Source organism: Pseudotabrizicola formosa (genome assembly GCF_002900965.1).
Classification (GTDB): Bacteria; Pseudomonadota; Alphaproteobacteria; order Rhodobacterales; family Rhodobacteraceae; genus Pseudotabrizicola; species Pseudotabrizicola formosa.
Map to the genome: position 1 here is coordinate 188,743 of NZ_PJOM01000003.1, position 21,552 is coordinate 210,294.

The 21,552-nt window shown below is 60.4% G+C and carries 31 protein-coding genes and 1 pseudogene; 31 read left to right on the forward strand and 1 reads right to left on the reverse strand.

Features of this window, described 5'->3' with window-relative positions:
* The first annotated feature begins 272 nt into the window (after positions 1-272).
* Complete coding sequence (locus CXR43_RS12050; RefSeq protein WP_103334338.1) at positions 273-1,484, forward strand: metallochaperone AztD; 1,212 nt, start codon at positions 273-275, stop codon at positions 1,482-1,484.
* A 67-nt stretch (positions 1,485-1,551) separates the two neighbouring features.
* Here CXR43_RS12050 and CXR43_RS12055 read toward each other — a convergent pair whose 3' ends face one another.
* Positions 1,552-2,226 (reverse strand): hypothetical protein, encoded by a 675-nt coding sequence (locus CXR43_RS12055; RefSeq protein ID WP_103334671.1) that lies wholly within the window; start codon positions 2,224-2,226, stop codon positions 1,552-1,554.
* 159 nt (positions 2,227-2,385) lie between these two features.
* On the opposite strand from CXR43_RS12055, the gene CXR43_RS12060 reads away from it, so the two are divergent.
* The 30 genes and pseudogenes from CXR43_RS12060 to secY all read left to right on the forward strand — a co-directional run bounded on the left by CXR43_RS12060 (position 2,386) and on the right by secY (position 21,550).
* Positions 2,386-3,276 (forward strand): DMT family transporter, encoded by an 891-nt coding sequence (locus CXR43_RS12060; protein ID WP_103334672.1) that lies wholly within the window; start codon positions 2,386-2,388, stop codon positions 3,274-3,276.
* 288 nt (positions 3,277-3,564) lie between these two features.
* On the forward strand, positions 3,565-3,936 hold the full coding sequence (rpsL, locus tag CXR43_RS12065) for a 30S ribosomal protein S12 (RefSeq protein WP_103334339.1): 372 nt from the start codon (positions 3,565-3,567) through the stop codon (positions 3,934-3,936).
* 11 nt (positions 3,937-3,947) lie between these two features.
* A complete protein-coding gene (gene rpsG, locus CXR43_RS12070; RefSeq protein WP_103334340.1) occupies positions 3,948-4,418 on the forward strand; it encodes a 30S ribosomal protein S7 in 471 nt (156 codons plus the stop codon).
* Between the two features lie 9 nt (positions 4,419-4,427).
* Complete coding sequence (fusA, locus tag CXR43_RS12075) at positions 4,428-6,551, forward strand: elongation factor G (protein ID WP_103334341.1); 2,124 nt, start codon at positions 4,428-4,430, stop codon at positions 6,549-6,551.
* 88 nt (positions 6,552-6,639) lie between these two features.
* The gene (gene tuf, locus CXR43_RS12080) at positions 6,640-7,815 is read left to right on the forward strand and encodes an elongation factor Tu (RefSeq protein WP_103334327.1); all 1,176 of its coding nucleotides are present in this window, start codon (positions 6,640-6,642) and stop codon (positions 7,813-7,815) included.
* A gap of 144 nt (positions 7,816-7,959) precedes the next feature.
* Entirely contained in the window at positions 7,960-8,268 is a 309-nt protein-coding gene (gene rpsJ / locus CXR43_RS12085) for a 30S ribosomal protein S10 (protein ID WP_023666234.1), read from the forward strand.
* 15 nt (positions 8,269-8,283) lie between these two features.
* On the forward strand, positions 8,284-9,165 hold the full coding sequence (gene rplC, locus CXR43_RS12090) for a 50S ribosomal protein L3 (protein WP_103334342.1): 882 nt from the start codon (positions 8,284-8,286) through the stop codon (positions 9,163-9,165).
* Positions 9,162-9,782, forward strand: coding sequence for a 50S ribosomal protein L4 (gene rplD, locus CXR43_RS12095; RefSeq protein ID WP_103334343.1), 621 nt, complete (start codon positions 9,162-9,164; stop codon positions 9,780-9,782). The genes rplC and rplD overlap by 4 nt, the downstream gene beginning before the upstream one ends.
* Positions 9,779-10,075, forward strand: a complete 297-nt coding sequence (locus CXR43_RS12100; protein WP_103334344.1) for a 50S ribosomal protein L23 — start codon at positions 9,779-9,781, stop codon at positions 10,073-10,075. Before rplD ends, CXR43_RS12100 begins: the two co-directional genes overlap by 4 nt.
* A 183-nt stretch (positions 10,076-10,258) precedes the next feature.
* Positions 10,259-11,098, forward strand: coding sequence for a 50S ribosomal protein L2 (gene rplB, locus CXR43_RS12105; protein ID WP_100195929.1), 840 nt, complete (start codon positions 10,259-10,261; stop codon positions 11,096-11,098).
* A gap of 3 nt (positions 11,099-11,101) precedes the next feature.
* Entirely contained in the window at positions 11,102-11,380 is a 279-nt protein-coding gene (rpsS, locus tag CXR43_RS12110; RefSeq protein WP_103334345.1) for a 30S ribosomal protein S19, read from the forward strand.
* 3 nt (positions 11,381-11,383) lie between these two features.
* Positions 11,384-11,764, forward strand: coding sequence for a 50S ribosomal protein L22 (gene rplV / locus CXR43_RS12115; protein ID WP_103334346.1), 381 nt, complete (start codon positions 11,384-11,386; stop codon positions 11,762-11,764).
* A complete protein-coding gene (rpsC, locus tag CXR43_RS12120) occupies positions 11,764-12,480 on the forward strand; it encodes a 30S ribosomal protein S3 (RefSeq protein WP_103334347.1) in 717 nt (238 codons plus the stop codon). The genes rplV and rpsC overlap by 1 nt, the downstream gene beginning before the upstream one ends.
* A gap of 14 nt (positions 12,481-12,494) precedes the next feature.
* Positions 12,495-12,908: a 50S ribosomal protein L16 gene (rplP, locus tag CXR43_RS12125; protein ID WP_103334348.1), complete on the forward strand. Its 414-nt coding sequence runs from the start codon at positions 12,495-12,497 to the stop codon at positions 12,906-12,908.
* A gap of 82 nt (positions 12,909-12,990) precedes the next feature.
* A pseudogene (locus tag CXR43_RS12130) lies at positions 12,991-13,539 on the forward strand (TIGR02466 family protein); the annotation flags it as partial.
* A 238-nt stretch (positions 13,540-13,777) separates the two neighbouring features.
* Positions 13,778-14,230: a hypothetical protein gene (locus CXR43_RS12135; RefSeq protein WP_146036516.1), complete on the forward strand. Its 453-nt coding sequence runs from the start codon at positions 13,778-13,780 to the stop codon at positions 14,228-14,230.
* 183 nt (positions 14,231-14,413) lie between these two features.
* Entirely contained in the window at positions 14,414-14,614 is a 201-nt protein-coding gene (gene rpmC, locus CXR43_RS12140) for a 50S ribosomal protein L29 (protein WP_103334351.1), read from the forward strand.
* A gap of 10 nt (positions 14,615-14,624) precedes the next feature.
* Positions 14,625-14,858 (forward strand): 30S ribosomal protein S17, encoded by a 234-nt coding sequence (gene rpsQ, locus CXR43_RS12145; protein ID WP_103334352.1) that lies wholly within the window; start codon positions 14,625-14,627, stop codon positions 14,856-14,858.
* Positions 14,859-14,939: 81 nt separating this feature from the next.
* Positions 14,940-15,308 (forward strand): 50S ribosomal protein L14, encoded by a 369-nt coding sequence (gene rplN, locus CXR43_RS12150; protein WP_013066055.1) that lies wholly within the window; start codon positions 14,940-14,942, stop codon positions 15,306-15,308.
* The gene (gene rplX, locus CXR43_RS12155) at positions 15,308-15,613 is read left to right on the forward strand and encodes a 50S ribosomal protein L24 (protein WP_103334353.1); all 306 of its coding nucleotides are present in this window, start codon (positions 15,308-15,310) and stop codon (positions 15,611-15,613) included. The genes rplN and rplX overlap by 1 nt, the downstream gene beginning before the upstream one ends.
* The gene (rplE, locus tag CXR43_RS12160) at positions 15,613-16,173 is read left to right on the forward strand and encodes a 50S ribosomal protein L5 (RefSeq protein WP_103334354.1); all 561 of its coding nucleotides are present in this window, start codon (positions 15,613-15,615) and stop codon (positions 16,171-16,173) included. The genes rplX and rplE overlap by 1 nt, the downstream gene beginning before the upstream one ends.
* An 18-nt stretch (positions 16,174-16,191) precedes the next feature.
* A complete protein-coding gene (gene rpsN / locus CXR43_RS12165) occupies positions 16,192-16,497 on the forward strand; it encodes a 30S ribosomal protein S14 (protein ID WP_103334355.1) in 306 nt (101 codons plus the stop codon).
* Positions 16,498-16,509: 12 nt separating this feature from the next.
* A complete protein-coding gene (rpsH, locus tag CXR43_RS12170) occupies positions 16,510-16,908 on the forward strand; it encodes a 30S ribosomal protein S8 (RefSeq protein ID WP_100195939.1) in 399 nt (132 codons plus the stop codon).
* A gap of 10 nt (positions 16,909-16,918) precedes the next feature.
* Entirely contained in the window at positions 16,919-17,452 is a 534-nt protein-coding gene (rplF, locus tag CXR43_RS12175; RefSeq protein WP_103334356.1) for a 50S ribosomal protein L6, read from the forward strand.
* Between the two features lie 10 nt (positions 17,453-17,462).
* Positions 17,463-17,822: a 50S ribosomal protein L18 gene (rplR, locus tag CXR43_RS12180; protein WP_103334357.1), complete on the forward strand. Its 360-nt coding sequence runs from the start codon at positions 17,463-17,465 to the stop codon at positions 17,820-17,822.
* Positions 17,823-17,833: 11 nt separating this feature from the next.
* On the forward strand, positions 17,834-18,403 hold the full coding sequence (rpsE, locus tag CXR43_RS12185) for a 30S ribosomal protein S5 (protein WP_103334358.1): 570 nt from the start codon (positions 17,834-17,836) through the stop codon (positions 18,401-18,403).
* A 2-nt stretch (positions 18,404-18,405) separates the two neighbouring features.
* On the forward strand, positions 18,406-18,603 hold the full coding sequence (gene rpmD, locus CXR43_RS12190; RefSeq protein ID WP_103334359.1) for a 50S ribosomal protein L30: 198 nt from the start codon (positions 18,406-18,408) through the stop codon (positions 18,601-18,603).
* A gap of 346 nt (positions 18,604-18,949) precedes the next feature.
* On the forward strand, positions 18,950-19,336 hold the full coding sequence (locus CXR43_RS12200; protein ID WP_103334673.1) for an ectoine synthase: 387 nt from the start codon (positions 18,950-18,952) through the stop codon (positions 19,334-19,336).
* 265 nt (positions 19,337-19,601) lie between these two features.
* Entirely contained in the window at positions 19,602-20,072 is a 471-nt protein-coding gene (rplO, locus tag CXR43_RS12205) for a 50S ribosomal protein L15 (protein WP_103334361.1), read from the forward strand.
* A gap of 119 nt (positions 20,073-20,191) precedes the next feature.
* Entirely contained in the window at positions 20,192-21,550 is a 1,359-nt protein-coding gene (secY, locus tag CXR43_RS12210) for a preprotein translocase subunit SecY (RefSeq protein WP_103334362.1), read from the forward strand.
* Positions 21,551-21,552 lie beyond the last annotated feature (2 nt).

The window sequence follows — 21,552 nt, forward strand, 5'->3', positions numbered from 1 at the left end:
TGACCCATTGAAACATCAACCCCCGCCGACAGTGATGTCGGCGGGGGTTTTCTTTTGTGCGGAGTGGGCCCGGCTGCCCGAGGTGTCCCACTGTGTTACAAGATTTTATAATAAGAAAATCAATGAGTTGAAATTCTGAGTTTACCTATTTTTAACACTCACCACAGGACGGGCCGGGGAGGGGCTGTATCTGGCTGGTTCGGGGCACTCCGCTCTGGTGTAATGCAATGTTATACTGTAACTGTACCGGACTTAACAAACCGGAGGTGGGTATGACCCGCATAGCATCTGTATCTTCACGACTTCTGGCCTCTGCCGCGCTGACCGTTCTGTCGGCAGCCGGTGCTTTGGCTGAAGACGCTGAAACGCATTATCGCCTGTTCATCGGCGACCACGCTGAAGGTGTGGTTCGCGCGATTGACGCCGAAAGCGGCGAAGCCCTGGCGGCTTTTGACATCGACATGACCCCGGCCTTGACCGCCAGCGCCAGCGGGCGCTTCGTCTTTGCGGTGCAGGGCGATGCCGCCAAGGTGGCAGTGATCGATACCGGCATCGCGCTGGAGGATCACGGCGACCATGCCGATATCACGCTTGCAGATCCGGCGCTGCTGGAGATCACCCTGACCGGGACAAAGCCCGCGCATGTGGTCGAAGGGTCTGGCCGGATCGCGCTGTTTGATGATGGCACCGGCGACGTGACGGTGTTTTCAGAATTGGGGCTGCTGCAGGGTCGCCATGCCCCTGAAACGCTGTCGCCGGGTGCGGCGCATCACGGGTTGGCCGCGCCGATGGGCGATTACATGGTGGTGTCGGTTCCGCATGACGACCCCGAGCAACCGCGTGTCGGGTTGAAGGTGATTGACAAGGCTGGCGCGCAGATCGGCGAGGTCATGCCCTGCCCCGCTGTGCATGGGCAGGCGCAATCGGCGCGGGTTTTTGCCTTTGGCTGCAAGGATGGCGTGGTCTTTGCATCGCCGGGGCAGGCGGGTGCCGCACCGGACCTGATTCATGTGCCGACCGCTGAACTGGGGGAGGGCAATGTCTCGACCCTCAAGGGCGGCACGGCGCTGCAGGTCTTTCTTGGCAATTATGGACCTGATGCCGTGGTTCTGATCGAGCCGGGCAGTGACGCCCCGTTCCGCAAGATTGACCTGCCGACGCGGCGGGTGGATTTTGCGCTGGACCCGGTGATTGCGCGCAACGTCTATATCTTGACCGAAGACGGACAGCTGCACCTGCTGGACATCCTTTCCGGCGAGATCAAGCAGAGTGTGACAGTGACCGACCCCTATTCGATGGATGGCCACTGGCGCGACCCGCGCCCGCGTCTGGCGGTGGCGGGCGACCATATCGCGATCACTGATCCGTTGCAGGGGATGGTGCGCATGATCTCGACCGAGACTCTGACCGAGGTGCGGCAGATCCCGGTGGAGGGCGTTCCCTATACCATAATTGCTGTCGGTGGATCTGGCGCGACGCATTGAGCCGCCGCTGGCAAGGGATGGGGGCGGGACTGTGGTCCTGCCCCTGTCATCGGCGCGTGGCGGGGCGTCAGGCGTCGTCCCCGCTACGGCTGCCTGCGCCAAGGCCCATGCCCATGCCGGCCCCGCCGCCGCCGCCGCCTCCCCCCGCACCACCGCCTGCGCGTGCCGGGTCACCGCTCCGGCCACCGGAGCGATTGCCACTGCTCGAGGCGGGGCGGGTGGGGCCCTGGGCCGGGATGGTCACTTCGGGCGGGACCGGATCAAGATCCAGCGCCCGGCGGATATAGGTCCGCAGCGAGGTCACCAGTTCGCCGGTGTGGATCGGGCGGCCCGCCACCATATCGCGCGCGGCTTGACCGGCCAGCCGCACATGCTCTTCGGTGCCCAAGAGCAGGATGTCGGACAGCGCGCCTTCGACCGCGTCGCGGATGCGGCGGGCCCGTTCGGCGCCGGGGGAGGCGCTGTCAGAGCCCGCTTCCCCCTCTGCCTGGGACTGGCTGCGCAGATCGCGCAGGTGGGCGGGGCTGACGGTCAATTGCCCGGTGAATGAGCCGCCCAGCACCTTATAGGCCGCGATCAGGGTTTTCAGCCGTTCATTGATCTGCCGGTTCATCCGCTGCTGGCGGGCCTGCAGCGTCAGCATCATGACCACCCGGATGCCGACCCCGATCAGGGTGATCAGCGTCAGACCCAGTAATGTGGTCAGGATGCCTTGCCAGGACGAAAAATCGAAAAACCGCATCATGCACCTCTGTTTCCATCGGGTCACAGTAGCAGGCAGACGGGGATTGACCAGCGCGAGGGGCAGGGCAGGCCTATCCATGATTGTACCCCACACATGTCTGCCCCTTTCCGGCGGGCGTCCTGCAACCTAAGCAGAAAAAAGGGGCAGGAGACGATGATGCAGCTTTCCGACAATGCGCGCGGTGCAATCTATATGATGGTGGCCATGGCGGCCTTCACGCTGAATGACGCCGCGATGAAGGCCCTGACCCAAGGTGTTCCGCTGTTTCAGGCGATTGCGATGCGCGGGATGCTGATGCTGGTTGGCCTGATCGTGCTGGCGCGGGTGATGGGGCAGTGGCAGCCGTCGCTGCCGCGGCGCGATGGCGTTATTGTCGCCGTCCGCTGCCTGGCCGAGATTGTCTCGACAGTCCTGTTTCTGGCGGCCCTGATGCATATGCCCTTGGCCAATCTGTCGGCCATCATGCAGGCGCTGCCGCTTGCGGTGACCCTGGCGGCGGCGCTGGTGTTCAAGGACCGCGTCGGCTGGCGGCGGATGACGGCCATTCTGATTGGCTTTGTCGGGGTGCTGATCATCATTCGCCCGGGCCCGGACGGGTTTGATGTCTGGTCGCTGATGGGGCTGGTGTCGGTGGCTTTTGTCGTGGTGCGAGATCTGACCACACGGAGTCTCAGCCGCGCGGTGCCTTCGGTGATGGTGGCGGTTTATGCGTCGATTGCCGTGACGCTGGCTGCGGGGCTGGCCAGCCTGCCTGGCGGCTGGCAGCCCTTGACCCTTGCGCAGGGCGGATTGGTGGTGGCGGCGTCGATGGCGCTGGTGGTGGGCTATCTGTTTGCGGTGATGGTGATGCGGGTGGGAGACATCAGCTTTGTTGCGCCCTTCCGCTATACCGCGCTGATCTGGGCGATCTTTCTGGGCTGGCTGGTGTTCGGGTCCTGGCCCGACCCGTTGACCCTGCTGGGTGCTGCACTGGTCGTGGCGACCGGTATCTTTACCCTGTGGCGCGAACGCAAGATCAAGACCCGCCCGGCACCCTCTGCGCGGTGATCTGCCCCGGCTTTGCCTTGTGCAGCAAGGGCGCCGCTGTTGACAACCCGCGCGACTCCCCCTATACGCCCGCCTATCTGACATGCAGAGAGATCGGCATTTCGGAACCAGAATGCTTGATGTGGTCAAGATCCGGGCTGAAAAGCCCCGATCCTCTGGAAGTCCACCGCGTCATCCCTGCGATGGGGATGATTGCGGTTTTGTGCTTTGCGATTCGCGCACGGCACACGTCGAGAAGCAGTGCCCCGAGGTCCGGGGCGAGTATTGACAGCAACACGAGGAACGTGAATGCCGACTATTCAGCAGCTCATCCGCAAACCGCGGGAGCCTAACGTGCGCAAGTCCAAGTCGCAGCACTTGGAAGGTTGCCCACAGAAGCGTGGCGTTTGCACGCGCGTCTACACCACCACCCCGAAGAAGCCGAACTCGGCTATGCGGAAAGTCGCCAAGGTGCGTCTGACCAACAGCTTTGAGGTCATCTGCTACATCCCCGGCGAAAAGCACAACCTTCAGGAGCACTCCGTGGTTCTGATCCGTGGCGGCCGTATCAAAGACCTTCCGGGTGTGCGTTATCACATCCTGCGCGGTGTTCTGGATACCCAGGGCGTTAAAGATCGTCGTCAGCGTCGTTCGAAATACGGCGCGAAGCGTCCGAAGTGAGGGTTTGAAACATGTCTCGTCGTCACGCCGCTGAAAAACGCGAAATCCTGCCCGATGCCAAATATGGTGACCGGGTTCTGACCAAATTCATGAACAACCTGATGCTGGACGGGAAGAAATCCGTTGCAGAATCCATCGTTTACGGTGCGCTTTCCCGTGTGGAAACCCGCCTGAAGCGCGAACCGATCTCGGCTTTCCATGAAGCGCTGGAAAACGTGAAACCATCCGTCGAAGTGCGTTCGCGCCGCGTCGGGGGGGCCACCTACCAGGTTCCGGTCGAAGTGCGCACCGAGCGCCGCGAAGCTCTGGCCATCCGCTGGCTGATCATCGCTGCCCGCAAGCGCAACGAGAACACCATGGAAGAACGTCTGGCTGCTGAACTCTCGGACGCGGTGAACAACCGTGGTACGGCCGTGAAAAAGCGCGAAGACACCCACAAGATGGCCGACGCAAACAAAGCGTTCAGCCACTACCGCTGGTAAGGGGTTTACATGGCACGCGACTATCCGCTTGAGCGCTATCGTAACTTCGGCATCATCGCCCATATCGATGCCGGCAAGACCACCACGTCCGAGCGCATCCTGTATTACACAGGCAAATCCCACAAGATCGGTGAGGTGCATGATGGCGCCGCAACGATGGACTGGATGGAGCAAGAGCAAGAGCGTGGAATCACGATCACCTCGGCTGCGACCACCACCTTCTGGGAACGCACCATTGATCCGGGTCTGGACCACGCTGCAAAAGACAAATACCGTTTCAACATCATCGACACCCCCGGCCACGTGGACTTCACCATCGAAGTCGAACGGTCGCTTGCGGTGCTTGATGGCGCTGTCGTCCTTCTGGACGGCAACGCAGGGGTTGAGCCGCAGACCGAAACCGTGTGGCGTCAGGCTGACCGCTACAAGGTTCCGCGGATCGTGTTCGTCAACAAGATGGACAAGACCGGCGCAGACTTCATGAAATGCGTGCGCATGATCAAGGACCGGACCGGTGCCAATGCTGTTCCGATCGTTCTTCCGATCGGCGCCGAAGACAAGCTGGAAGGCATCATCGACCTCGTGACCATGGAAGAATGGGTCTATGAGGGCGAAGATCTGGGCGCCTCCTGGAAGCGCCAGCCGATCCGTGCCGAGTTGAAGGACGAAGCCGACGAATGGCGTCTGAACCTGCTGGAAACCGCAGTGGGCCAGGACGACGAGGCGATGGAAGCCTATCTCGAAGGCAATGAGCCGTCGCCGGAAAAGCTGCGCGAGCTGATCCGCAAGGGCACGCTGGCGATCGAGTTCATCCCCGTGATGGCCGGGTCTTCGTTCAAGAACAAAGGTGTGCAGCCGCTGCTGAACGCCGTGATCGACTATCTGCCCAGCCCGCTGGACGTGCCGCCCTACATGGGCTTTGCCCCGGGTGACGAGTCGGAAACCCGTAACATCGCCCGTTCGGCCGATGACGCCCAGCCGTTCTCGGCCCTGGCGTTCAAGATCATGAACGACCCCTTCGTGGGCTCGCTGACCTTTACCCGGATCTATTCGGGCAAGCTGGCCAAGGGCGACGGCATGCTGAACGCGACCAAGCAGCGCAAAGAGCGCGTTGGCCGCATGATGATGATGCACGCCATCGAGCGTGAGGAAATCACCGAAGCCTTTGCCGGCGACATCATCGCGCTTGGCGGTCTGAAGGAAACCACCACCGGGGACACCCTGTGTGATCCGGCGGCCCCCGTTGTTCTGGAAACCATGACCTTCCCGGTCCCGGTGATCGAGATCGCGGTGGAACCGAAAACCAAGGCCGACCAGGAAAAGATGGGCATCGCTTTGGCCCGTCTGGCGGCCGAGGACCCGTCCTTCCGTGTGGAAACCGATATTGAATCGGGCCAGACCATCATGAAGGGCATGGGCGAACTTCACCTCGACATCCTCGTTGACCGCATGCGTCGCGAGTTCAAGGTCGAGGCGAACATCGGTGCCCCACAGGTGGCCTATCGTGAGACGATTTCGCGCGAGCATGAAATCGACTACACGCACAAGAAGCAGACCGGTGGTACGGGGCAGTTTGCCCGCGTGAAGCTGGTGATCTCGCCGACGGAGCCGGGCGAAGGCTATTCGTTCGAAACCAAGATCGTTGGTGGTGCGGTGCCGAAGGAATACATCCCCGGTGTCGAAAAAGGCATCAAGTCGGTGATGGATTCCGGTCCGCTGGCAGGCTTCCCGGTCATCGACTTCAAGGTTGCCCTGATCGACGGCGCTTACCACGATGTGGACTCCAGCGTTCTGGCGTTCGAAATCGCGTCGCGCGCCGCAATGCGCGAAGGGCTGAAGAAGGCCGGCGCGAAACTGCTGGAACCGATCATGAAAGTCGAAGTCGTTACCCCGGAAGAATATACCGGCGGCGTCATCGGCGACCTGACCTCGCGTCGGGGCATGGTGACCGGCCAGGACAGCCGCGGCAATGCCAACGTGATCTCTTCGATGGTCCCGCTGGCAAACATGTTCGGCTACATCAACACGCTGCGCTCGATGACAAGCGGACGCGCCGTGTTCTCGATGGAGTTCGATCACTACGACGCGGTGCCGCAGAACATCTCGGACGAGATCCAGAAGAAATACGCTTAACGGTGCGGCGGGGTTAACCCCGCCCTACCAATCCCGTAGGGCGGGGCGATCCCCGCCGCATCCGACACATGAATGAGGAGTTGCCCAGATGGCAAAGGCAAAGTTTGAACGGAACAAACCGCACGTCAACATTGGCACGATTGGCCACGTTGACCACGGCAAGACGACGCTGACGGCGGCGATCACGAAGTATTATGGCGAATTCCGCGCCTATGACCAGATTGACGGTGCGCCGGAAGAGCGGGCCCGTGGGATCACGATTTCGACCGCTCACGTTGAATATGAAACCCCGAACCGTCATTACGCCCACGTCGACTGCCCCGGCCACGCTGACTATGTGAAGAACATGATCACCGGTGCGGCGCAGATGGACGGTGCCATTCTGGTCTGTGCGGCCTCGGACGGCCCGATGCCGCAGACGCGCGAGCACATCCTGCTCGGCCGTCAGGTCGGCATTCCCTACATGGTCTGCTACATGAACAAGGTTGACCTTGTGGATGACGAAGAGCTGATCGAGCTGGTGGAAATGGAAATCCGCGAGCTGTTCTCGTCCTACGAATACCCGGGCGATGACATTCCGATCATCAAGGGCTCGGCCCATCAGGCGATGATCGGTGAGCGCAAGGACATCGGCGAAGATTCGATCCACGCCCTGATGAAGGCCGTTGACGAATATATCCCGACCCCGGCGCGTGCGGTTGACCAGCCGTTCCTGATGCCGATCGAAGACGTGTTCTCGATCTCGGGCCGCGGCACGGTTGTGACCGGTCGTGTGGAGCGTGGCGTGATCAACGTTGGCGACGAAGTGGAAATCGTCGGCATCCGCGACACCAAGAAGTCAGTCTGCACCGGCGTGGAAATGTTCCGCAAGCTCTTGGATCGTGGTGAGGCTGGCGACAACGTCGGCGTGCTGCTGCGCGGCATCGACCGTGAAGGCGTGGAACGTGGCCAGGTGCTGTGCAAGCCGAAGTCGGTGAACCCGCACACCAAGTTCGAAGCCGAGGCCTATATCCTGACCAAGGAAGAAGGCGGCCGTCACACGCCGTTCTTTGCGAACTACCGTCCGCAGTTCTACTTCCGCACCACCGACGTGACCGGGATGGTTCAGCTGCCCGAAGGCACCGAGATGGTGATGCCGGGCGACAACCTGAAGTTCAACGTCGAACTGATCGCCCCGATCGCGATGGAAGAAAAACTGCGCTTCGCCATCCGCGAAGGCGGCCGCACCGTCGGCGCAGGCGTGGTGTCGAAAATCATCGCCTGATCGTACCGAATCCCCTTGTTGTATGGGGGATGACAGGTTAGTGACACGCGGCGCGCCCGGAGCCCGGGCGCGCCGCAGACCATCCACAAATGTGAACCTATGGGCCGGGCATGTTGCCCTGTCTACGTTCCGAAGGAACAAGAAATGCAAGGTCAGACCATTCGCATTCGCCTGAAGGCCTTCGATTACCGCGTGCTGGACGCCAGCACCCAGGAAATCGTCAATACGGCCAAACGCACAGGCGCACAGGTTCGCGGGCCGATCCCGCTGCCGAACAAGATTGAGAAATTCACGGTTCTCCGTGGTCCGCATATCGACAAGAAGTCGCGCGACCAGTGGGAAATCCGCACGCACAAGCGTCTTCTTGATATCGTCGATCCGACCCCGCAGACCGTGGACGCGCTGATGAAGCTCGACCTGGCTGCCGGCGTTGACGTCGAAATCAAAGTATAAGGGGGCACGAAACAGATGCGCTCTGGTATTATTGCGAAGAAACTGGGCATGACCCGGTTGTTCCTCGAAGACGGCAAGCAGGTTCCGGTCACGGTTCTGCACATGGACAATCTGCAGGTTGTAGCCCAGCGGACCGCCGACAAGGATGGCTATACGGCTGTTCAGCTTGGTGCCGGTACGGCCAAGGCCAAGCGGACTTCGGCTGCGATGCGCGGCCACTTTGCCAAGGCGAGCGTTGAGCCGAAGCGGAAAGTGGCAGAGTTCCGGGTGACCGACGACTGCATGATCGACGTGGGTGAGGAAATCACCGCTGACCATTATTTCCCCGGTCAGTTCGTGGACATCGCCGGCACCTCGATCGGTAAAGGTTTTGCCGGTGCGATGAAGCGGCACAACTTCGGTGGTCTGCGGGCGTCGCACGGTGTGTCGGTGTCGCACCGTTCGCACGGCTCGACCGGCCAGTGCCAGGACCCCGGCAAGGTGTTCAAGGGCAAGAAAATGGCGGGCCATCTGGGTGCCGTGCGCGTGACCACGCAGAACCTGCAGGTCATCCGCACCGATGCCGACCGTGGTCTGATCATGGTCAAGGGCGCTGTCCCCGGATCGAAAGGTGGCTGGGTCACGGTCAAGGACGCGGTGAAGAAGCCGGTTCCGGATTCGGTGATCATCCCGGCAGCTCTGCGTTCCGCTGCCAAAGCCGCGCGTGAAGCCGCAGAGGCTGCAGCCGCAGCCGCAGCAGCTGAAGCCGCAGCAGCAGAAGAAGCTCGTCTGGCCGCACAGGCCGCCGAGCAGGACGCTCTGGAAGCCAAGGCAGCCGAAGAGGCGCTGAATGCAGGCAACGAGCCTGCCGAAGGCGCTGACGAGGGCACCAAGAAGTCCGAAGGCGGTGAAGCATGAAACTTGATGTCCTGAAACTCGACGGCGGCAAGGCCGGTTCGGTCGATCTGAACGACGACCTGTTCGGTCTGGACCCGCGCGCAGACATTCTGCATCGCGTGGTGCGTTGGCAGCGGGCGAAAGCCCAGGCTGGCACCCATTCGACGCTGACCCGCGCCGAAGTGTCCTACTCGACCAAGAAGATCTATCGCCAAAAAGGCACCGGTGGCGCACGCCACGGGTCGCGCAAGGCGCCGATCTTCCGCAAGGGTGGTGTCGTCAAGGGCCCGACCCCGCGCAGCCACGCGCATGACCTGCCGAAAAAGGTTCGCGCCTTGGGTCTGCGTCACGCGCTGTCGGCCAAGGCCAAGGCGGGTGAACTGATCATCCTGGACACGCTGGCGATGGCGGAAGCCAAGACCGCGATCCTGGCGAAACAGGCGAAGGAACTCGGCTGGAAGCGCGTTCTGATCATCGACGGTGCGGCTGTGGATCAGGGCTTTGCTCTGGCCGCGCGCAACATCGAAGGGATCGACGTTCTGCCGACGATGGGCGCCAACGTCTATGATATCCTGAAGCGGGATCAGCTTGTGATCACCAAGGCAGGACTCGAAGCATTGGAGGCTCGTCTGAAATGAGCGCGAAACCCCAGCACTACGACCTGATCAAGAAGCCGATCATCACCGAGAAGGCCACCATGGCTTCGGAGCATGGCGCGGTGGTGTTTCAGGTGGATATGGACGCGACCAAGCCGATGATCAAAGAGGCCATCGAGGCTGTCTTTGGCGTCAAGGTGAAGGCGGTCAACACCACCATCACCAAGGGCAAGACCAAGCGGTTCAAGGGTCGTCCCGGTGTCCGGTCCGACAAGAAGAAGGCCTATGTTACGCTCGAAGAGGGTAACACTATCGACGTCTCTACGGGCCTCTGATAGAAGCCAGCGAATCTTGCGGCCCCGGTTTTCCGGGGCCGCGGGTTTTTTGCGAAATCGGGCTGGTATATCCAGGCCGATCACACCACCGGGGACCTTCGGGGCCCTATAAACCGGGGACCTTCGGGGCCCTATAATTCGGGTCTGACCATCAGACCCTCTAGCTGACGGAAGACAGAGAGCATGGCACTCAAGTCGTATAAACCGACGACGCCTGGCCAACGCGGGTTGGTTCTGATCGACCGTTCGGAGCTGTGGAAAGGACGCCCGGTCAAGGGCCTTGTAGAAGGCTTGACCAAGACGGGTGGACGGAACAACACCGGACGTATCACGATGTGGCACAAGGGCGGCGGCGCAAAGCGCCTGTACCGCATTGTGGATTTCAAACGTCGTAAATTCGATATTGCAGCGGTCGTCGAGCGGATCGAATACGATCCGAACCGCACCGCTTTCATCGCCCTCGTGAAATACGCGGACGGCGAACTTTCCTACATCCTGGCACCACAGCGTCTGGCTGTTGGCGATTCGGTGATCGCCGGCGCAAAGACCGACGTGAAGCCGGGCAACGCCATGCCGTTTTCGGGCATGCCGATCGGTACCATTGTCCACAACGTCGAGATGAAGCCCGGCAAGGGTGGTCAGATCGCACGTGCGGCTGGCACCTATGCCCAGTTCGTCGGCCGTGATGGTGGCTATGCCCAGATCCGCCTGTCTTCGGGCGAGCTGCGTCTGGTGCGTCAGGAATGCATGGCCACCATCGGTGCCGTGTCGAACGCTGACCATTCGAACCAGAACCTCGGCAAGGCTGGCCGCAAGCGCCACATGGGCGTGCGTCCGACCGTTCGCGGTGTCGCGATGAACCCGATCGACCACCCGCACGGTGGTGGTGAAGGCCGGACCTCCGGTGGTCGTCACCCGGTTACGCCATGGGGCAAGGGCACCAAGGGAAACCGCACCCGGTCGAACAAAGAGACGGACAAGTACATCCTCCGCTCGCGTCACGCCAAGAAAAAGGGCCGCTAATCCATGTCACGTTCCATTTGGAAAGGCCCGTTCGTCGATGGCTATGTCCTGAAAAAGGCAGAAAAATCGCGCGAGTCGGGCAAAAGCGAAGTGATCAAGATCTGGTCGCGTCGTTCCACCATCCTGCCGCAGTTTGTCGGTCTGACCTTTGGGGTCTACAACGGCCACAAGCACATTCCGGTTGCGATCACCGAAGAGATGATTGGTCAGAAGTTCGGTGAATATTCGCCGACGCGGACCTATTACGGTCACGCCGCCGATAAAAAAGCCAAGAGGAAGTAAGCCATGAGCAAGGAAAAGAATCCGCGCCGCGTGGCGGACAACGAAGCGATGGCGATCAGCCGGATGCTGCGCACCTCGCCGCAAAAGCTCAACCTGGTTGCCGGTCTGATCCGTGGCAAAAAGGTTGAAAAGGCCTTGGCAGACCTGACCTTCTCGAAGCGCCGCATCGCGGCTGATGTGAAGAAGTGCCTGCAGTCCGCGATTGCGAACGCTGAAAACAACCATGGCCTGGACGTCGACAGCCTGATCGTTGCCGAAGCCTGGTGTGGCAAGAACCTTGTGATGAAGCGTGGCCGTCCGCGGGCACGGGGCCGTTTCGGCAAGATCATGAAGCCGTTCTCTGAAATCACCATCAAGGTTCGTCAGTCCGGGGAGTCGGCATAATGGGACAGAAGGTTAACCCGATCGGGATGCGCCTCCAGGTCAACCGCACCTGGGACAGCCGTTGGTTCGCCGAGTCGAAAGACTATGGCAACCTGCTGCTGGAAGATCTGCGGATGCGTGAATTCATTCACGAAGAAGCCAAGCAGGCCGGCATCAGCAAGGTGATCATCGAACGCCCGCACAAGAAGTGCCGGGTCACGATTCACGCGGCACGTCCGGGTGTGATCATCGGCAAAAAGGGTGCCGACATCGAAACGCTGCGCAAGAAATTGACGGCGTTCACGAAGTCGGAACTGCACCTGAATATCGTCGAAGTCCGCAAGCCGGAACTCGACGCGCAGCTGGTGGCCGAGTCGATCGCGCAGCAGATGGAACGCCGGGTGTCTTTCCGTCGCGCCATGAAGCGTGGCGTGCAAAGCGCGATGCGGATCGGTGCCCTTGGCATCCGTGTGAATGTCGCCGGTCGTCTGGGTGGCGCGGAAATCGCACGGACCGAATGGTACCGTGAGGGGCGGGTGCCGCTGCACACGCTGCGCGCCGACATTGACTATGCCCTGTCCGAAGCCTCGACCCCTTACGGGATCATCGGTGTGAAGGTCTGGATCTTCAAAGGTGAAATCCTTGAGCATGATCCGCAAGCGCATGACCGCCGTCACGCAGAAGCACAGGAAGGCGCGGCTCCGCGTCAACCTCGTCGCGACCGCGAACGCGCGTAAGGGAGTATTGAAAGATGCTGCAACCAAAACGGACCAAGTTCCGCAAACAGCACAAGGGCCGTATTCACGGTGAAGCCAAAGGCGGCTTTCTGCTGAACTTCGGCTCTTATGCGCTGAAAGCCACGGAACCAGAGCGTGTGACCGCGCGTCAGATCGAAGCGGCCCGCCGCGCGATCACCCGCCACATGAAGCGTCAGGGTCGGGTCTGGATCCGGATTTTCCCGGATGTTCCGGTCTCGTCCAAGCCGACCGAAGTGCGGATGGGTAAAGGTAAGGGCTCGGTCGATTACTGGGCAGCCAAGGTGAAACCTGGCCGCATCATGTTCGAAATCGACGGTGTCTCGGATGTCATCGCCCGCGAGGCCCTGCGCCTTGGCGCGATGAAGCTTCCGGTCCTGACCCGCGTCGTCGCCCGCGAAGACTGGTAAGGCTGCGCCGCAAGGCCCTGCCATCCCTCAGACAGGGCCCCTGCCGGAAACGGTGGGGGCTTTTTCAAATCCGAGGTCTGAGATGCCCTCATCACCGCTGTTTGTAACCCGCCTCTATCGCGCCGCGCTGAATGATCTGGCGAAGAAAAAGGACGATTATCAGGAGCTTGCCGCGTCCTGCAACGCGATAGCCGAAGATGACGAGGCTCGGCAGGATTGGTGTGAGGCGAATGGCTATCCGGGCTTTACGTCCTATGCCTCATTGGACGATCTGCCTTGGCGCTTAACAATCTTCAAGGCACTGGAGGCCGCGCTGGACAAGCATGTGGCAGCGTTCTGCGACGATCTGGCCTTTGATCTTGATGGCAAAAAGCTGAAGCTGAACGCGCTGTGGATCAACATTCTGCCCGAAGGCGGCACGCGCGCCAGCCACATCCACCCGCATTCGGTGATTTCGGGCACCACTTATGTGCAGATGCCAGAGGGGACGAGTTCGCTCAAACTCGAAGACCCGCGCCTGCCGATGATGATGATGTCCCCCTTGCGCCGCAAGAACGCGCCGGAGGAGTTGCGGCAGTTTGTTTATGTGCAGCCAGTGGTGGGCGATGTGCTGCTGTGGGAAAGCTGGCTGCTTACTCGGCGCCATGGTTTCGTCATTGTGGAAACACATTGCCCGCCTCTTGATCCCGATGTCGATCTATGGATGGGGCTGGCTCAAGGGAGGGGCGATGTTGGACCGGAAACCTGGACACCTTACCCTTGCAAAGAAGCTTGCCCAGGACAGCGGGCGCCACATCAGCGAATGTTTGGGTGAAGCGGCCGAAATTCTTGTCCGCTCTCAAATTGAGACGCGGACACGCAAGTTGCGCTTGACTTACCTTGTCCTGTCGGCGGGTTTTGCGATTCTGGTTGGCCTTGGTATCGGGGAAGTCACCGGCGTTTGGCTGGGGGCTGTTCCTGCGTGGCTCAGCATTGTGGCTCTGTCGATCGGGCTGGCGGGTATATTCTGGGTGGCACCTGAACTGCCCCTGCTCAGCAATTTTTGGACACGCTGGAATACACCTCTTTTCATCACCCTTATGTTTGCGGCGCTGTGGGTGGAGCCCAGGACGGCCGAGATTTTCGGTGGGCTCGCAAAGTGCATGTATTTCGGTGTTGCCTTGATTGCCGCTGGGACAGGTCTGATTGACCCAAAGCGTGCTCTTGACCATCGTCGCAACATGTCGCAATTGCTCTTTCACACATTGACGCCCAGAGATCAGGCGCGCCTGTTCTTTCTGGCTCCATGGATTGATCCTTTCCGCTTTCGCACCCGCCGTTGATGTTCCGGTTCGGTTGAGTAATTGTCTATTACCTTTTCCCTTGCCTCCTACTCCCAAGCCCCCTATACGGGCCCATCTGCGGTTCCCGGGCGACTCGGAATCGTTGGTTTTGCATTATCCACCGGGTTCAAGGTTACCCTGCATCTGCCGGGGCTTTCTGGTGATTGAGAAAAGGAACACGGCATGAAAGCCGACGAACTCCGGGGCAAGTCCCCCGATCAGCTGCGCGACCAGCTCGTTGCACTGAAGAAGGAAGCCTTCAACCTGCGCTTCCAGGCCGCCACGAACCAGCTTGAGAACACCGCGCGTATGCGTGTTGTCCGTCGGGACGCAGCACGCGTGCTGACCATTCTCAACCAAAAAGCCGCCGAAGCGGCGAAGTAAGAGGTTTATCATGCCCAAGCGTATCCTTTCAGGCGTCGTGACCTCGGACAAGAACGAACAGACCATCACGGTTCTGGTCGAGCGTCGCTTCAAGCACCCGCTGCTGCAAAAGACTGTGCGTAAGTCGAAGAAGTACCGCGCACATGATGCAGAGAACAAATTCAAGATTGGCGATACTGTCCGCATCGAGGAATGTGCGCCGATTTCGAAAACCAAGCGTTGGACGGTGGTTGTTTCGGCCTGAGGCCGACAGCAAACGTTCTGCGATAATCGAAACCCTGGGGCGTCATCTGCATGACCGTCCCCAAAGGTCGGGAGAAACCAAATGATCCAGATGCAGACCAATCTGGATGTTGCTGATAACTCCGGCGCTCGCCGAGTTCAGTGCATCAAGGTTCTGGGCGGTTCACACCGCCGCTATGCATCCGTGGGCGACATCATCGTGGTGTCGGTCAAGGAAGCTATTCCAAAAGGCCGTGTCAAGAAGGGCGACGTGCGCAAGGCCGTTGTCGTTCGCACCGCCAAAGAGGTTCGTCGTGAAGACGGCACCGCCATCCGTTTTGACCGCAACGCCGCTGTCATCCTGAACAACCAGGGTGAACCAGTGGGCACGCGTATCTTCGGGCCGGTTGTCCGCGAATTGCGCGCCAAGAACTTCATGAAGATCATCTCGCTGGCTCCGGAGGTGCTCTGATGGCTGCGAAACTCAAAAAGGGTGACACCGTCATCGTTCTGACCGGCAAGGACAAGGGCAAGAAGGGCGAAATCGCCTCTGTCAACCCGACTGCCAACAAGGCCGTTGTCGAGAACATCAACGTCGCCATCCGCCACACCAAGCAGTCTGCGGGCTCGCAGGGTGGTCGCGTGGCCAAGTCCATGCCGATCGATCTGTCGAACCTGGCGATCGTGGACAAGAACGGCAAACCCACCCGCGTCGGCTTCCGTATGGACGGCGACAAGAAGGTGCGTTTCGCCAAGACCACGGGGGATGCAATCTGATGCTCGACCAAGCCACATATACCCCGCGCCTGAAAGGCGAATACACCTCCAAGATTCGCACCGCGATGAAGGAAGAGTTTTCGTACAAGAACGACATGCAGATCCCGCGTCTGGACAAGATCGTCCTGAACATGGGCGTCGGCGAGGCGGTCAAGGACACCAAGAAGGTGAAACAGGCCGCTGAAGAACTGTCGCTGATTGCCGGTCAGAAAGCGGTCATCACCCATGCCAAGAAGTCGATCGCCGGCTTCCGCGTGCGGGAGCTGATGCCTTTGGGCTGCAAGGTCACCCTGCGCGGTGACAAGATGTACGAATTCCTGGACCGTCTGATCAACGTGGCCCTGCCGCGCGTCCGCGATTTTCGTGGCGTCAAGGGCACGTCCTTCGACGGACATGGCAATTATGCCATGGGCCTGAAAGAGCACATCGTGTTCCCGGAAATCAACTTCGACAAGGTTGATGAAGTTCTGGGTATGGACATCATCATCTGCACGAACGCGAGATCCGATGCGGAAGCCAAGGCGCTGTTGAAGCATTTCAACATGCCCTTCACGTCGTAAGCGCGAGGAACCAGAGTAATGGCAAAGAAATCCATGGTGAACCGCGAAGTGAAGCGCGCCAAGCTGGTGAAGCAGTATGCTTCCAAGCGTGCGACGCTCAAAGCGGTGATCGAAGACCAATCCAAGCCGATGGAAGAGCGTTTCGGCGCGACCCTGAAGCTGGCACAACTGCCCCGCAATTCGTCTGCTGTCCGGTTGCACAACCGCTGCCAGCTGACGGGTCGTCCACATGCTTACTACCGTAAGCTGAAACTGTCGCGGATCATGCTGCGTGAACTGGCCTCGTTTGGTCAGATCCCGGGCATGGTCAAGTCCAGCTGGTAAGGGAGAGCAGATATGCCTGTGAATGATCCTATCGGCGATATGCTGACCCGCATCCGCAACTCTCAGATGCGCGGCAAATCCACTGTCTCGACGCCGGCGTCCACGCTGCGCGGCCGGGTTCTGGATGTGCTGCTGTCGGAAGGTTACATCCGCGGTTACGAAAAGAACCCGACCGACAACGGTCAGGGCGAATTCGTGATCTCGCTCAAGTACTACGAAGGCACCCCGGTGATCCGCGAAATCAAGCGCGTGTCCAAGCCGGGTCGCCGTGTGTACATGGGCGTCAAGGACATCCCGTCGGTCCGCAATGGCCTGGGTGTCTCGATTGTGTCGACGCCGAAAGGCGTCATGTCCGATGCAGCTGCACGCTCCGCCAATGTTGGTGGCGAAGTGCTCTGCACCGTATTCTGAGGAGGGTGCAATGTCTCGTATCGGCAAGAAACCCGTCTCTCTGGTCAAGGGCGTCTCGGCGTCGGTGTCCGGCCAGACTGTCGAAGTGAAAGGGCCGAAAGGCACCCGCAGCTTTACCGCAACCGACGATGTGACCATCACGATCGACGGCGACGAAATCAAGGTGACGCCACGCGGCACCTCGAAGCGCGCGCGTCAGCAGTGGGGCATGGCGCGGTCGATGGTGGACAACCTGGTTCAGGGCGTCTCGACCGGCTTCAAGAAAGAGCTTGAGATTCAGGGCGTTGGTTACCGTGCTGCGGTCGCCGGCAATGTTCTGAAGCTGTCGCTTGGCTATAGCCACGAAGTCAACTTCGCCGTTCCGGCTGGCGTGACCGTCACGTCGCCGAAGCAGACCGAAATCGTTGTGGAAGGGATCGACCAGCAGCTTGTTGGCCAGGTCGCCGCGAACATCCGCGAATGGCGCAAGCCCGAGCCGTACAAGGGCAAGGGCATCCGCTATAAGGGTGAGTTCATCTTCCGCAAAGAAGGTAAGAAGAAGTAAGGGTGGCAAAATGGCTTTGAACAAAAGAGAGCTGTTCCTCAAGCGCCGCCTGCGCGTCCGGAACAAAATCAAGGCGATGTCGAACGGGCGCCTGCGCCTGTCCGTGCATCGGTCGTCCAAGAACATCAGCGTCCAGTTGATCGACGACGTGAAGGGCGTGACCGTTGCGTCCGCCTCCACGTTGGAGAAAGATCTGGGTCTGATCGGCAAGAACAACGTCGAGGCTGCGGCCAAGATCGGCGCTGCGATTGCAGAGCGGGCGAAGAAGGCCGGGGTTGAAGAAGTGTTCTTCGATCGTGGTGGTTTCCTCTTTCACGGTAAGATCAAGGCTTTGGCCGACGCTGCCCGTGAAGGCGGCCTGAAGTTCTGAGGAGTTTGGATATGGCAGAACGTGAAAATCGGGGCCGCGGCGGCGATCGTCGTCAGGACTCCCGTGAGGAAACGCCCGAATTCGCTGACCGTCTGGTCGCGATCAACCGTGTTTCGAAAACCGTCAAGGGCGGCAAGCGCTTTGGCTTTGCAGCACTCGTCGTCGTCGGTGATCAGCGTGGTCGCGTCGGCTTCGGCAAGGGCAAGGCCAAAGAGGTGCCGGAGGCGATCCGCAAGGCAACCGAACAGGCCAAGCGCCAGATGATCCGGGTGCCGCTGAAGGACAGCCGCACCCTGCACCACGACATGGAAGGCCGCCACGGCGCCGGAAAAGTCGTGATGCGCACCGCCGTTGCGGGTACCGGGATCATCGCCGGTGGTCCAATGCGCGCCGTGTTCGAGATGCTGGGGATCCAGGACGTTGTTGCGAAGTCGATCGGCTCGCAGAACCCCTACAACATGATCCGCGCCACCATCGACGGTCTGAAAGCAGAGACTTCGCCCCGCCAGGTGGCCGCACGTCGCGGCAAGAAGGTGGCCGAGATCCTGAAAAAGCCCGAAGCTGAAGTGCAGGAGGCCTGATCATGACCGAAGCAAAGAAAACCATCGTCGTGCAGCAGGTGGCCTCCGCCGCCCGCCGCCCGGCCATCCAGACCGCGACCCTCAAGGGTCTGGGCCTGAACAAGATGAACCGCACCCGCGAGTTGGAAGACACACCTTCCGTCCGCGGCATGGTCAACAAGATCTCGCATCTTGTGAAGATCATCGAAGAGCGCGGATAAGGTGCGGCGGGGTGAACCCCGCCCTACCGCAGGACTTGCGCCCCGGGGGAAACCTCGGGGCGTTTTCATTAGGCGATGGCCCGCATGTTTGTTAACGCTTGTTCATACTCGTTAACATTTATTCAGGATTTTCTCATGCGCCCTTTGTTTGCAGCCCTTGTTCTTCTTGGTGTTGCCACTTTCGGTCTGCAAGCGCAGGCCCATGGTGGAGGGTGCCGGAAAAGCTCGCCGCCCGGTCAGTGCTGCCACATGGATAACGCGCAAGGCCGGGTGCATTGCCACTGATGTCTTGACGCAAGGCCATCTGTCACAGCACCATCAGGCGTTCACCGCGCCAGAGGTTTTCATGATTGTCCGTTCCCTCGCCTCCATCCTGAACACCGCAGCCCATGTGACGGGCGACAGCTTTGAAAGCCGCCGGATTTTGCTGGCTGCTGACGGGCTTGGCTATTCCCTGCATGACACGATCTGCAAGGAAGGCACCGAGCAGGTGTTGCAGTACAAGAACCACATCGAAACGAATTACGTCATCGAAGGTGAAGGCGAGGTGGAGAATGTGGCGACCGGCGAGGTGTTTGCGCTGACCCCCGGCACGGTCTATGTGCTGGACCGGCACGAGGCGCACATCCTGCGCGCGCAACGCGGCGACATGCGGATCATCTGCGTGTTCACGCCCGCCCTGACCGGACAAGAGGCGCATGACGCCGACGGGAGTTATCCGGCGGCGGGGTAGGGGGGCAAGGGATGGCGGGGTGAACCCCGCCCTACCGCGAGACTATAGCGCCATGGATGATCCGGTAGGGCGGGGTTCACCCCGCCACCCGCAGTCCGCCAATCCGCTTGCCTAACACCCCCGCAGCCATTATACGCCCACGGTGGACCCTTGCGGGCCACAGAATCAAAACCTGTGGCCGCTTGCGGTCCACAAAATCAACAAGAAATGCCGTGTTGTCCCCTCCCGTCGCAGGCGGGGACGTTCCGGCGATGGAGAGTGCGACATGAAACTGAATGAACTTCGTGACAATGACGGCGCGTCGAAAAAGCAAAAGCGCGTTGCCCGTGGCCCCGGTTCGGGCAAGGGCAAGACCGCTGGCCGTGGTATCAAGGGCCAGAAATCGCGTTCCGGCGTGGCCATCGGTGGCTATGAAGGCGGCCAGATGCCGCTGTACCGTCGCTTGCCAAAGCGCGGCTTCACCAAGCCGAACCGCAAGGAATACGCGGTCATCAACCTGGGCCTGATCGAGAAATTCGTCGAAGCCGGCAAGTTGGACATCAAGGTGGACCTGACCGAGGACGTGCTGGTTGCCGCTGGCCTGACCAATCACAAGCGTGACGGTATCCGCATCCTGAACAAGGGCGAGATCAAATCGGCCGTCAAACTGGTGGTTTCGGGCGCTTCCGCTGCGGCGGTAGAGGCCATCAAGGCAGCTGGTGGGTCGATCACTCTTCCGGCGGCAGCGGCTGAGTAAGCCACTTGGGGCCAATTGGGTGTTGTGAGCGGCCCCAAGGTCGCTTACATCAGCTTTAGTTTTCCCGCGCCGCCGACCGGAGAACGGTCCGGCGGCGCTGTCTTTGAAAGAGACCGGACATGGCATCTGCGGCAGAGCAAATGGCGGCGAACCTCAGCTGGGGCGCCCTTGGCAAGGCAACCGACCTGCGCCAACGCATCTTTTTTACCATCGGCCTGCTGATCGTCTATCGGCTGGGCACCTATATTCCGGTGCCGGGCATTGATGGCGTGCAGTTGCGCGCCTTCATGGAGGACGCCGGGGCAGGGATCGGTGGTATCCTCAACATGTTCACCGGCGGGGCGATCAGCCGGATGGGCATCTTTGCCCTTGGCATCATGCCCTATATCTCGGCCTCGATCATCGTGCAGCTGATGACGGCCATGGTGCCGGCGTTGGAGCAGTTGAAGAAAGAGGGCGAGCAGGGCCGCAAGAAGATCAACCAGTACACCCGCTATGGCACGGTGTTTCTGGCGACGTTCCAGGCCTGGGGGATCGCGGCCAGCCTTGAAGCGGGCGGTCTTGCCCATGATCCGGGCCTGTTCTTCAAGGCGGCCTGCATGATCACGCTGGTCGGCGGCACGATGTTCCTGATGTGGCTGGGTGAACAGATCACCGCGCGCGGCATCGGCAACGGCATCTCGCTGATCATCTTTGTCGGTATCGTCGCGGAACTGCCGGCTGCCATCGCCCAATTCCTCAGCCAGGGCCGGTCGGGCGCGATTTCGCCGGTGGTCATCATCGGGGTGATCGTGATGGTGATTGCCGTGATCGCCTTCGTGGTGTTCATGGAGCGCGCCTTGCGCAAGATTCACATCCAGTACCCCCGGCGTCAGGTCGGCATGAAAGTGTATGACGGCGGGTCCAGCCATCTGCCGGTCAAGGTGAACCCGGCGGGCGTGATCCCGGCGATCTTCGCCTCATCGCTGCTGCTGCTGCCGGTCACGATCTCCACCTTCTCGGGCGCGCAGACCGGCCCGGTGATGTCAACCATTCTGGCCTATTTCGGTCCCGGTCAGCCGCTGTATCTGCTGTTCTTCACCGGCATGATCGTGTTCTTCAGCTTTTTCTACACCTATAACGTGGCCTTCAAGGTCGAGGATGTGGCCGAGAATCTGAAGAACCAGAACGGGTTCATTCCCGGCATCCGCCCCGGCAAGAAGACCGAGGAATATCTGGAATATGTGGTCACGCGCATTTTGGTGCTGGGTTCGGCCTATCTTGCGGCCGTCTGTCTGCTGCCGGAAATCCTGCGCAACCAGTTCGGGTTTACCTTCTATTTCGGGGGCACTTCGGTGCTGATCGTGGTGTCGGTGACCATGGACACGATCAATCAGGTGCAGTCGCATCTGCTGGCCCATCAATACGAGGGCCTGATCGAGAAATCGCAGCTGCGCGGTCGTAAGAAAACCACGCCCAAGACCCCCACACGGCGCTGACC

Coding starts and splice junctions, on each gene's coding strand:
- rpsS (WP_103334345.1), top strand. CDS start 11,102: ATGTCACGTTCCATTTGGAAAGGCCCGTTCGTCGATGGCTATGTCCTG.
- rpsQ (WP_103334352.1), top strand. CDS start 14,625: ATGCCCAAGCGTATCCTTTCAGGCGTCGTGACCTCGGACAAGAACGAA.
- rplF (WP_103334356.1), top strand. CDS start 16,919: ATGTCTCGTATCGGCAAGAAACCCGTCTCTCTGGTCAAGGGCGTCTCG.
- rplO (WP_103334361.1), top strand. CDS start 19,602: ATGAAACTGAATGAACTTCGTGACAATGACGGCGCGTCGAAAAAGCAA.
- rplD (WP_103334343.1), top strand. CDS start 9,162: ATGAAACTTGATGTCCTGAAACTCGACGGCGGCAAGGCCGGTTCGGTC.
- rplP (WP_103334348.1), top strand. CDS start 12,495: ATGCTGCAACCAAAACGGACCAAGTTCCGCAAACAGCACAAGGGCCGT.
- fusA (WP_103334341.1), top strand. CDS start 4,428: ATGGCACGCGACTATCCGCTTGAGCGCTATCGTAACTTCGGCATCATC.
- CXR43_RS12055 (WP_103334671.1), bottom strand. CDS start 2,226: ATGCGGTTTTTCGATTTTTCGTCCTGGCAAGGCATCCTGACCACATTA.
- rplN (WP_013066055.1), top strand. CDS start 14,940: ATGATCCAGATGCAGACCAATCTGGATGTTGCTGATAACTCCGGCGCT.
- rpsJ (WP_023666234.1), top strand. CDS start 7,960: ATGCAAGGTCAGACCATTCGCATTCGCCTGAAGGCCTTCGATTACCGC.
- rplC (WP_103334342.1), top strand. CDS start 8,284: ATGCGCTCTGGTATTATTGCGAAGAAACTGGGCATGACCCGGTTGTTC.
- secY (WP_103334362.1), top strand. CDS start 20,192: ATGGCATCTGCGGCAGAGCAAATGGCGGCGAACCTCAGCTGGGGCGCC.
- rpsH (WP_100195939.1), top strand. CDS start 16,510: ATGCCTGTGAATGATCCTATCGGCGATATGCTGACCCGCATCCGCAAC.
- CXR43_RS12200 (WP_103334673.1), top strand. CDS start 18,950: ATGATTGTCCGTTCCCTCGCCTCCATCCTGAACACCGCAGCCCATGTG.
- rplX (WP_103334353.1), top strand. CDS start 15,308: ATGGCTGCGAAACTCAAAAAGGGTGACACCGTCATCGTTCTGACCGGC.
- rplV (WP_103334346.1), top strand. CDS start 11,384: ATGAGCAAGGAAAAGAATCCGCGCCGCGTGGCGGACAACGAAGCGATG.
- rpsN (WP_103334355.1), top strand. CDS start 16,192: ATGGCAAAGAAATCCATGGTGAACCGCGAAGTGAAGCGCGCCAAGCTG.
- rplR (WP_103334357.1), top strand. CDS start 17,463: ATGGCTTTGAACAAAAGAGAGCTGTTCCTCAAGCGCCGCCTGCGCGTC.
- rplE (WP_103334354.1), top strand. CDS start 15,613: ATGCTCGACCAAGCCACATATACCCCGCGCCTGAAAGGCGAATACACC.
- rpsL (WP_103334339.1), top strand. CDS start 3,565: ATGCCGACTATTCAGCAGCTCATCCGCAAACCGCGGGAGCCTAACGTG.
- rpsC (WP_103334347.1), top strand. CDS start 11,764: ATGGGACAGAAGGTTAACCCGATCGGGATGCGCCTCCAGGTCAACCGC.
- rpmD (WP_103334359.1), top strand. CDS start 18,406: ATGACCGAAGCAAAGAAAACCATCGTCGTGCAGCAGGTGGCCTCCGCC.
- CXR43_RS12060 (WP_103334672.1), top strand. CDS start 2,386: ATGCAGCTTTCCGACAATGCGCGCGGTGCAATCTATATGATGGTGGCC.
- CXR43_RS12050 (WP_103334338.1), top strand. CDS start 273: ATGACCCGCATAGCATCTGTATCTTCACGACTTCTGGCCTCTGCCGCG.
- tuf (WP_103334327.1), top strand. CDS start 6,640: ATGGCAAAGGCAAAGTTTGAACGGAACAAACCGCACGTCAACATTGGC.
- rpmC (WP_103334351.1), top strand. CDS start 14,414: ATGAAAGCCGACGAACTCCGGGGCAAGTCCCCCGATCAGCTGCGCGAC.
- rpsG (WP_103334340.1), top strand. CDS start 3,948: ATGTCTCGTCGTCACGCCGCTGAAAAACGCGAAATCCTGCCCGATGCC.
- rpsE (WP_103334358.1), top strand. CDS start 17,834: ATGGCAGAACGTGAAAATCGGGGCCGCGGCGGCGATCGTCGTCAGGAC.
- rplB (WP_100195929.1), top strand. CDS start 10,259: ATGGCACTCAAGTCGTATAAACCGACGACGCCTGGCCAACGCGGGTTG.
- CXR43_RS12100 (WP_103334344.1), top strand. CDS start 9,779: ATGAGCGCGAAACCCCAGCACTACGACCTGATCAAGAAGCCGATCATC.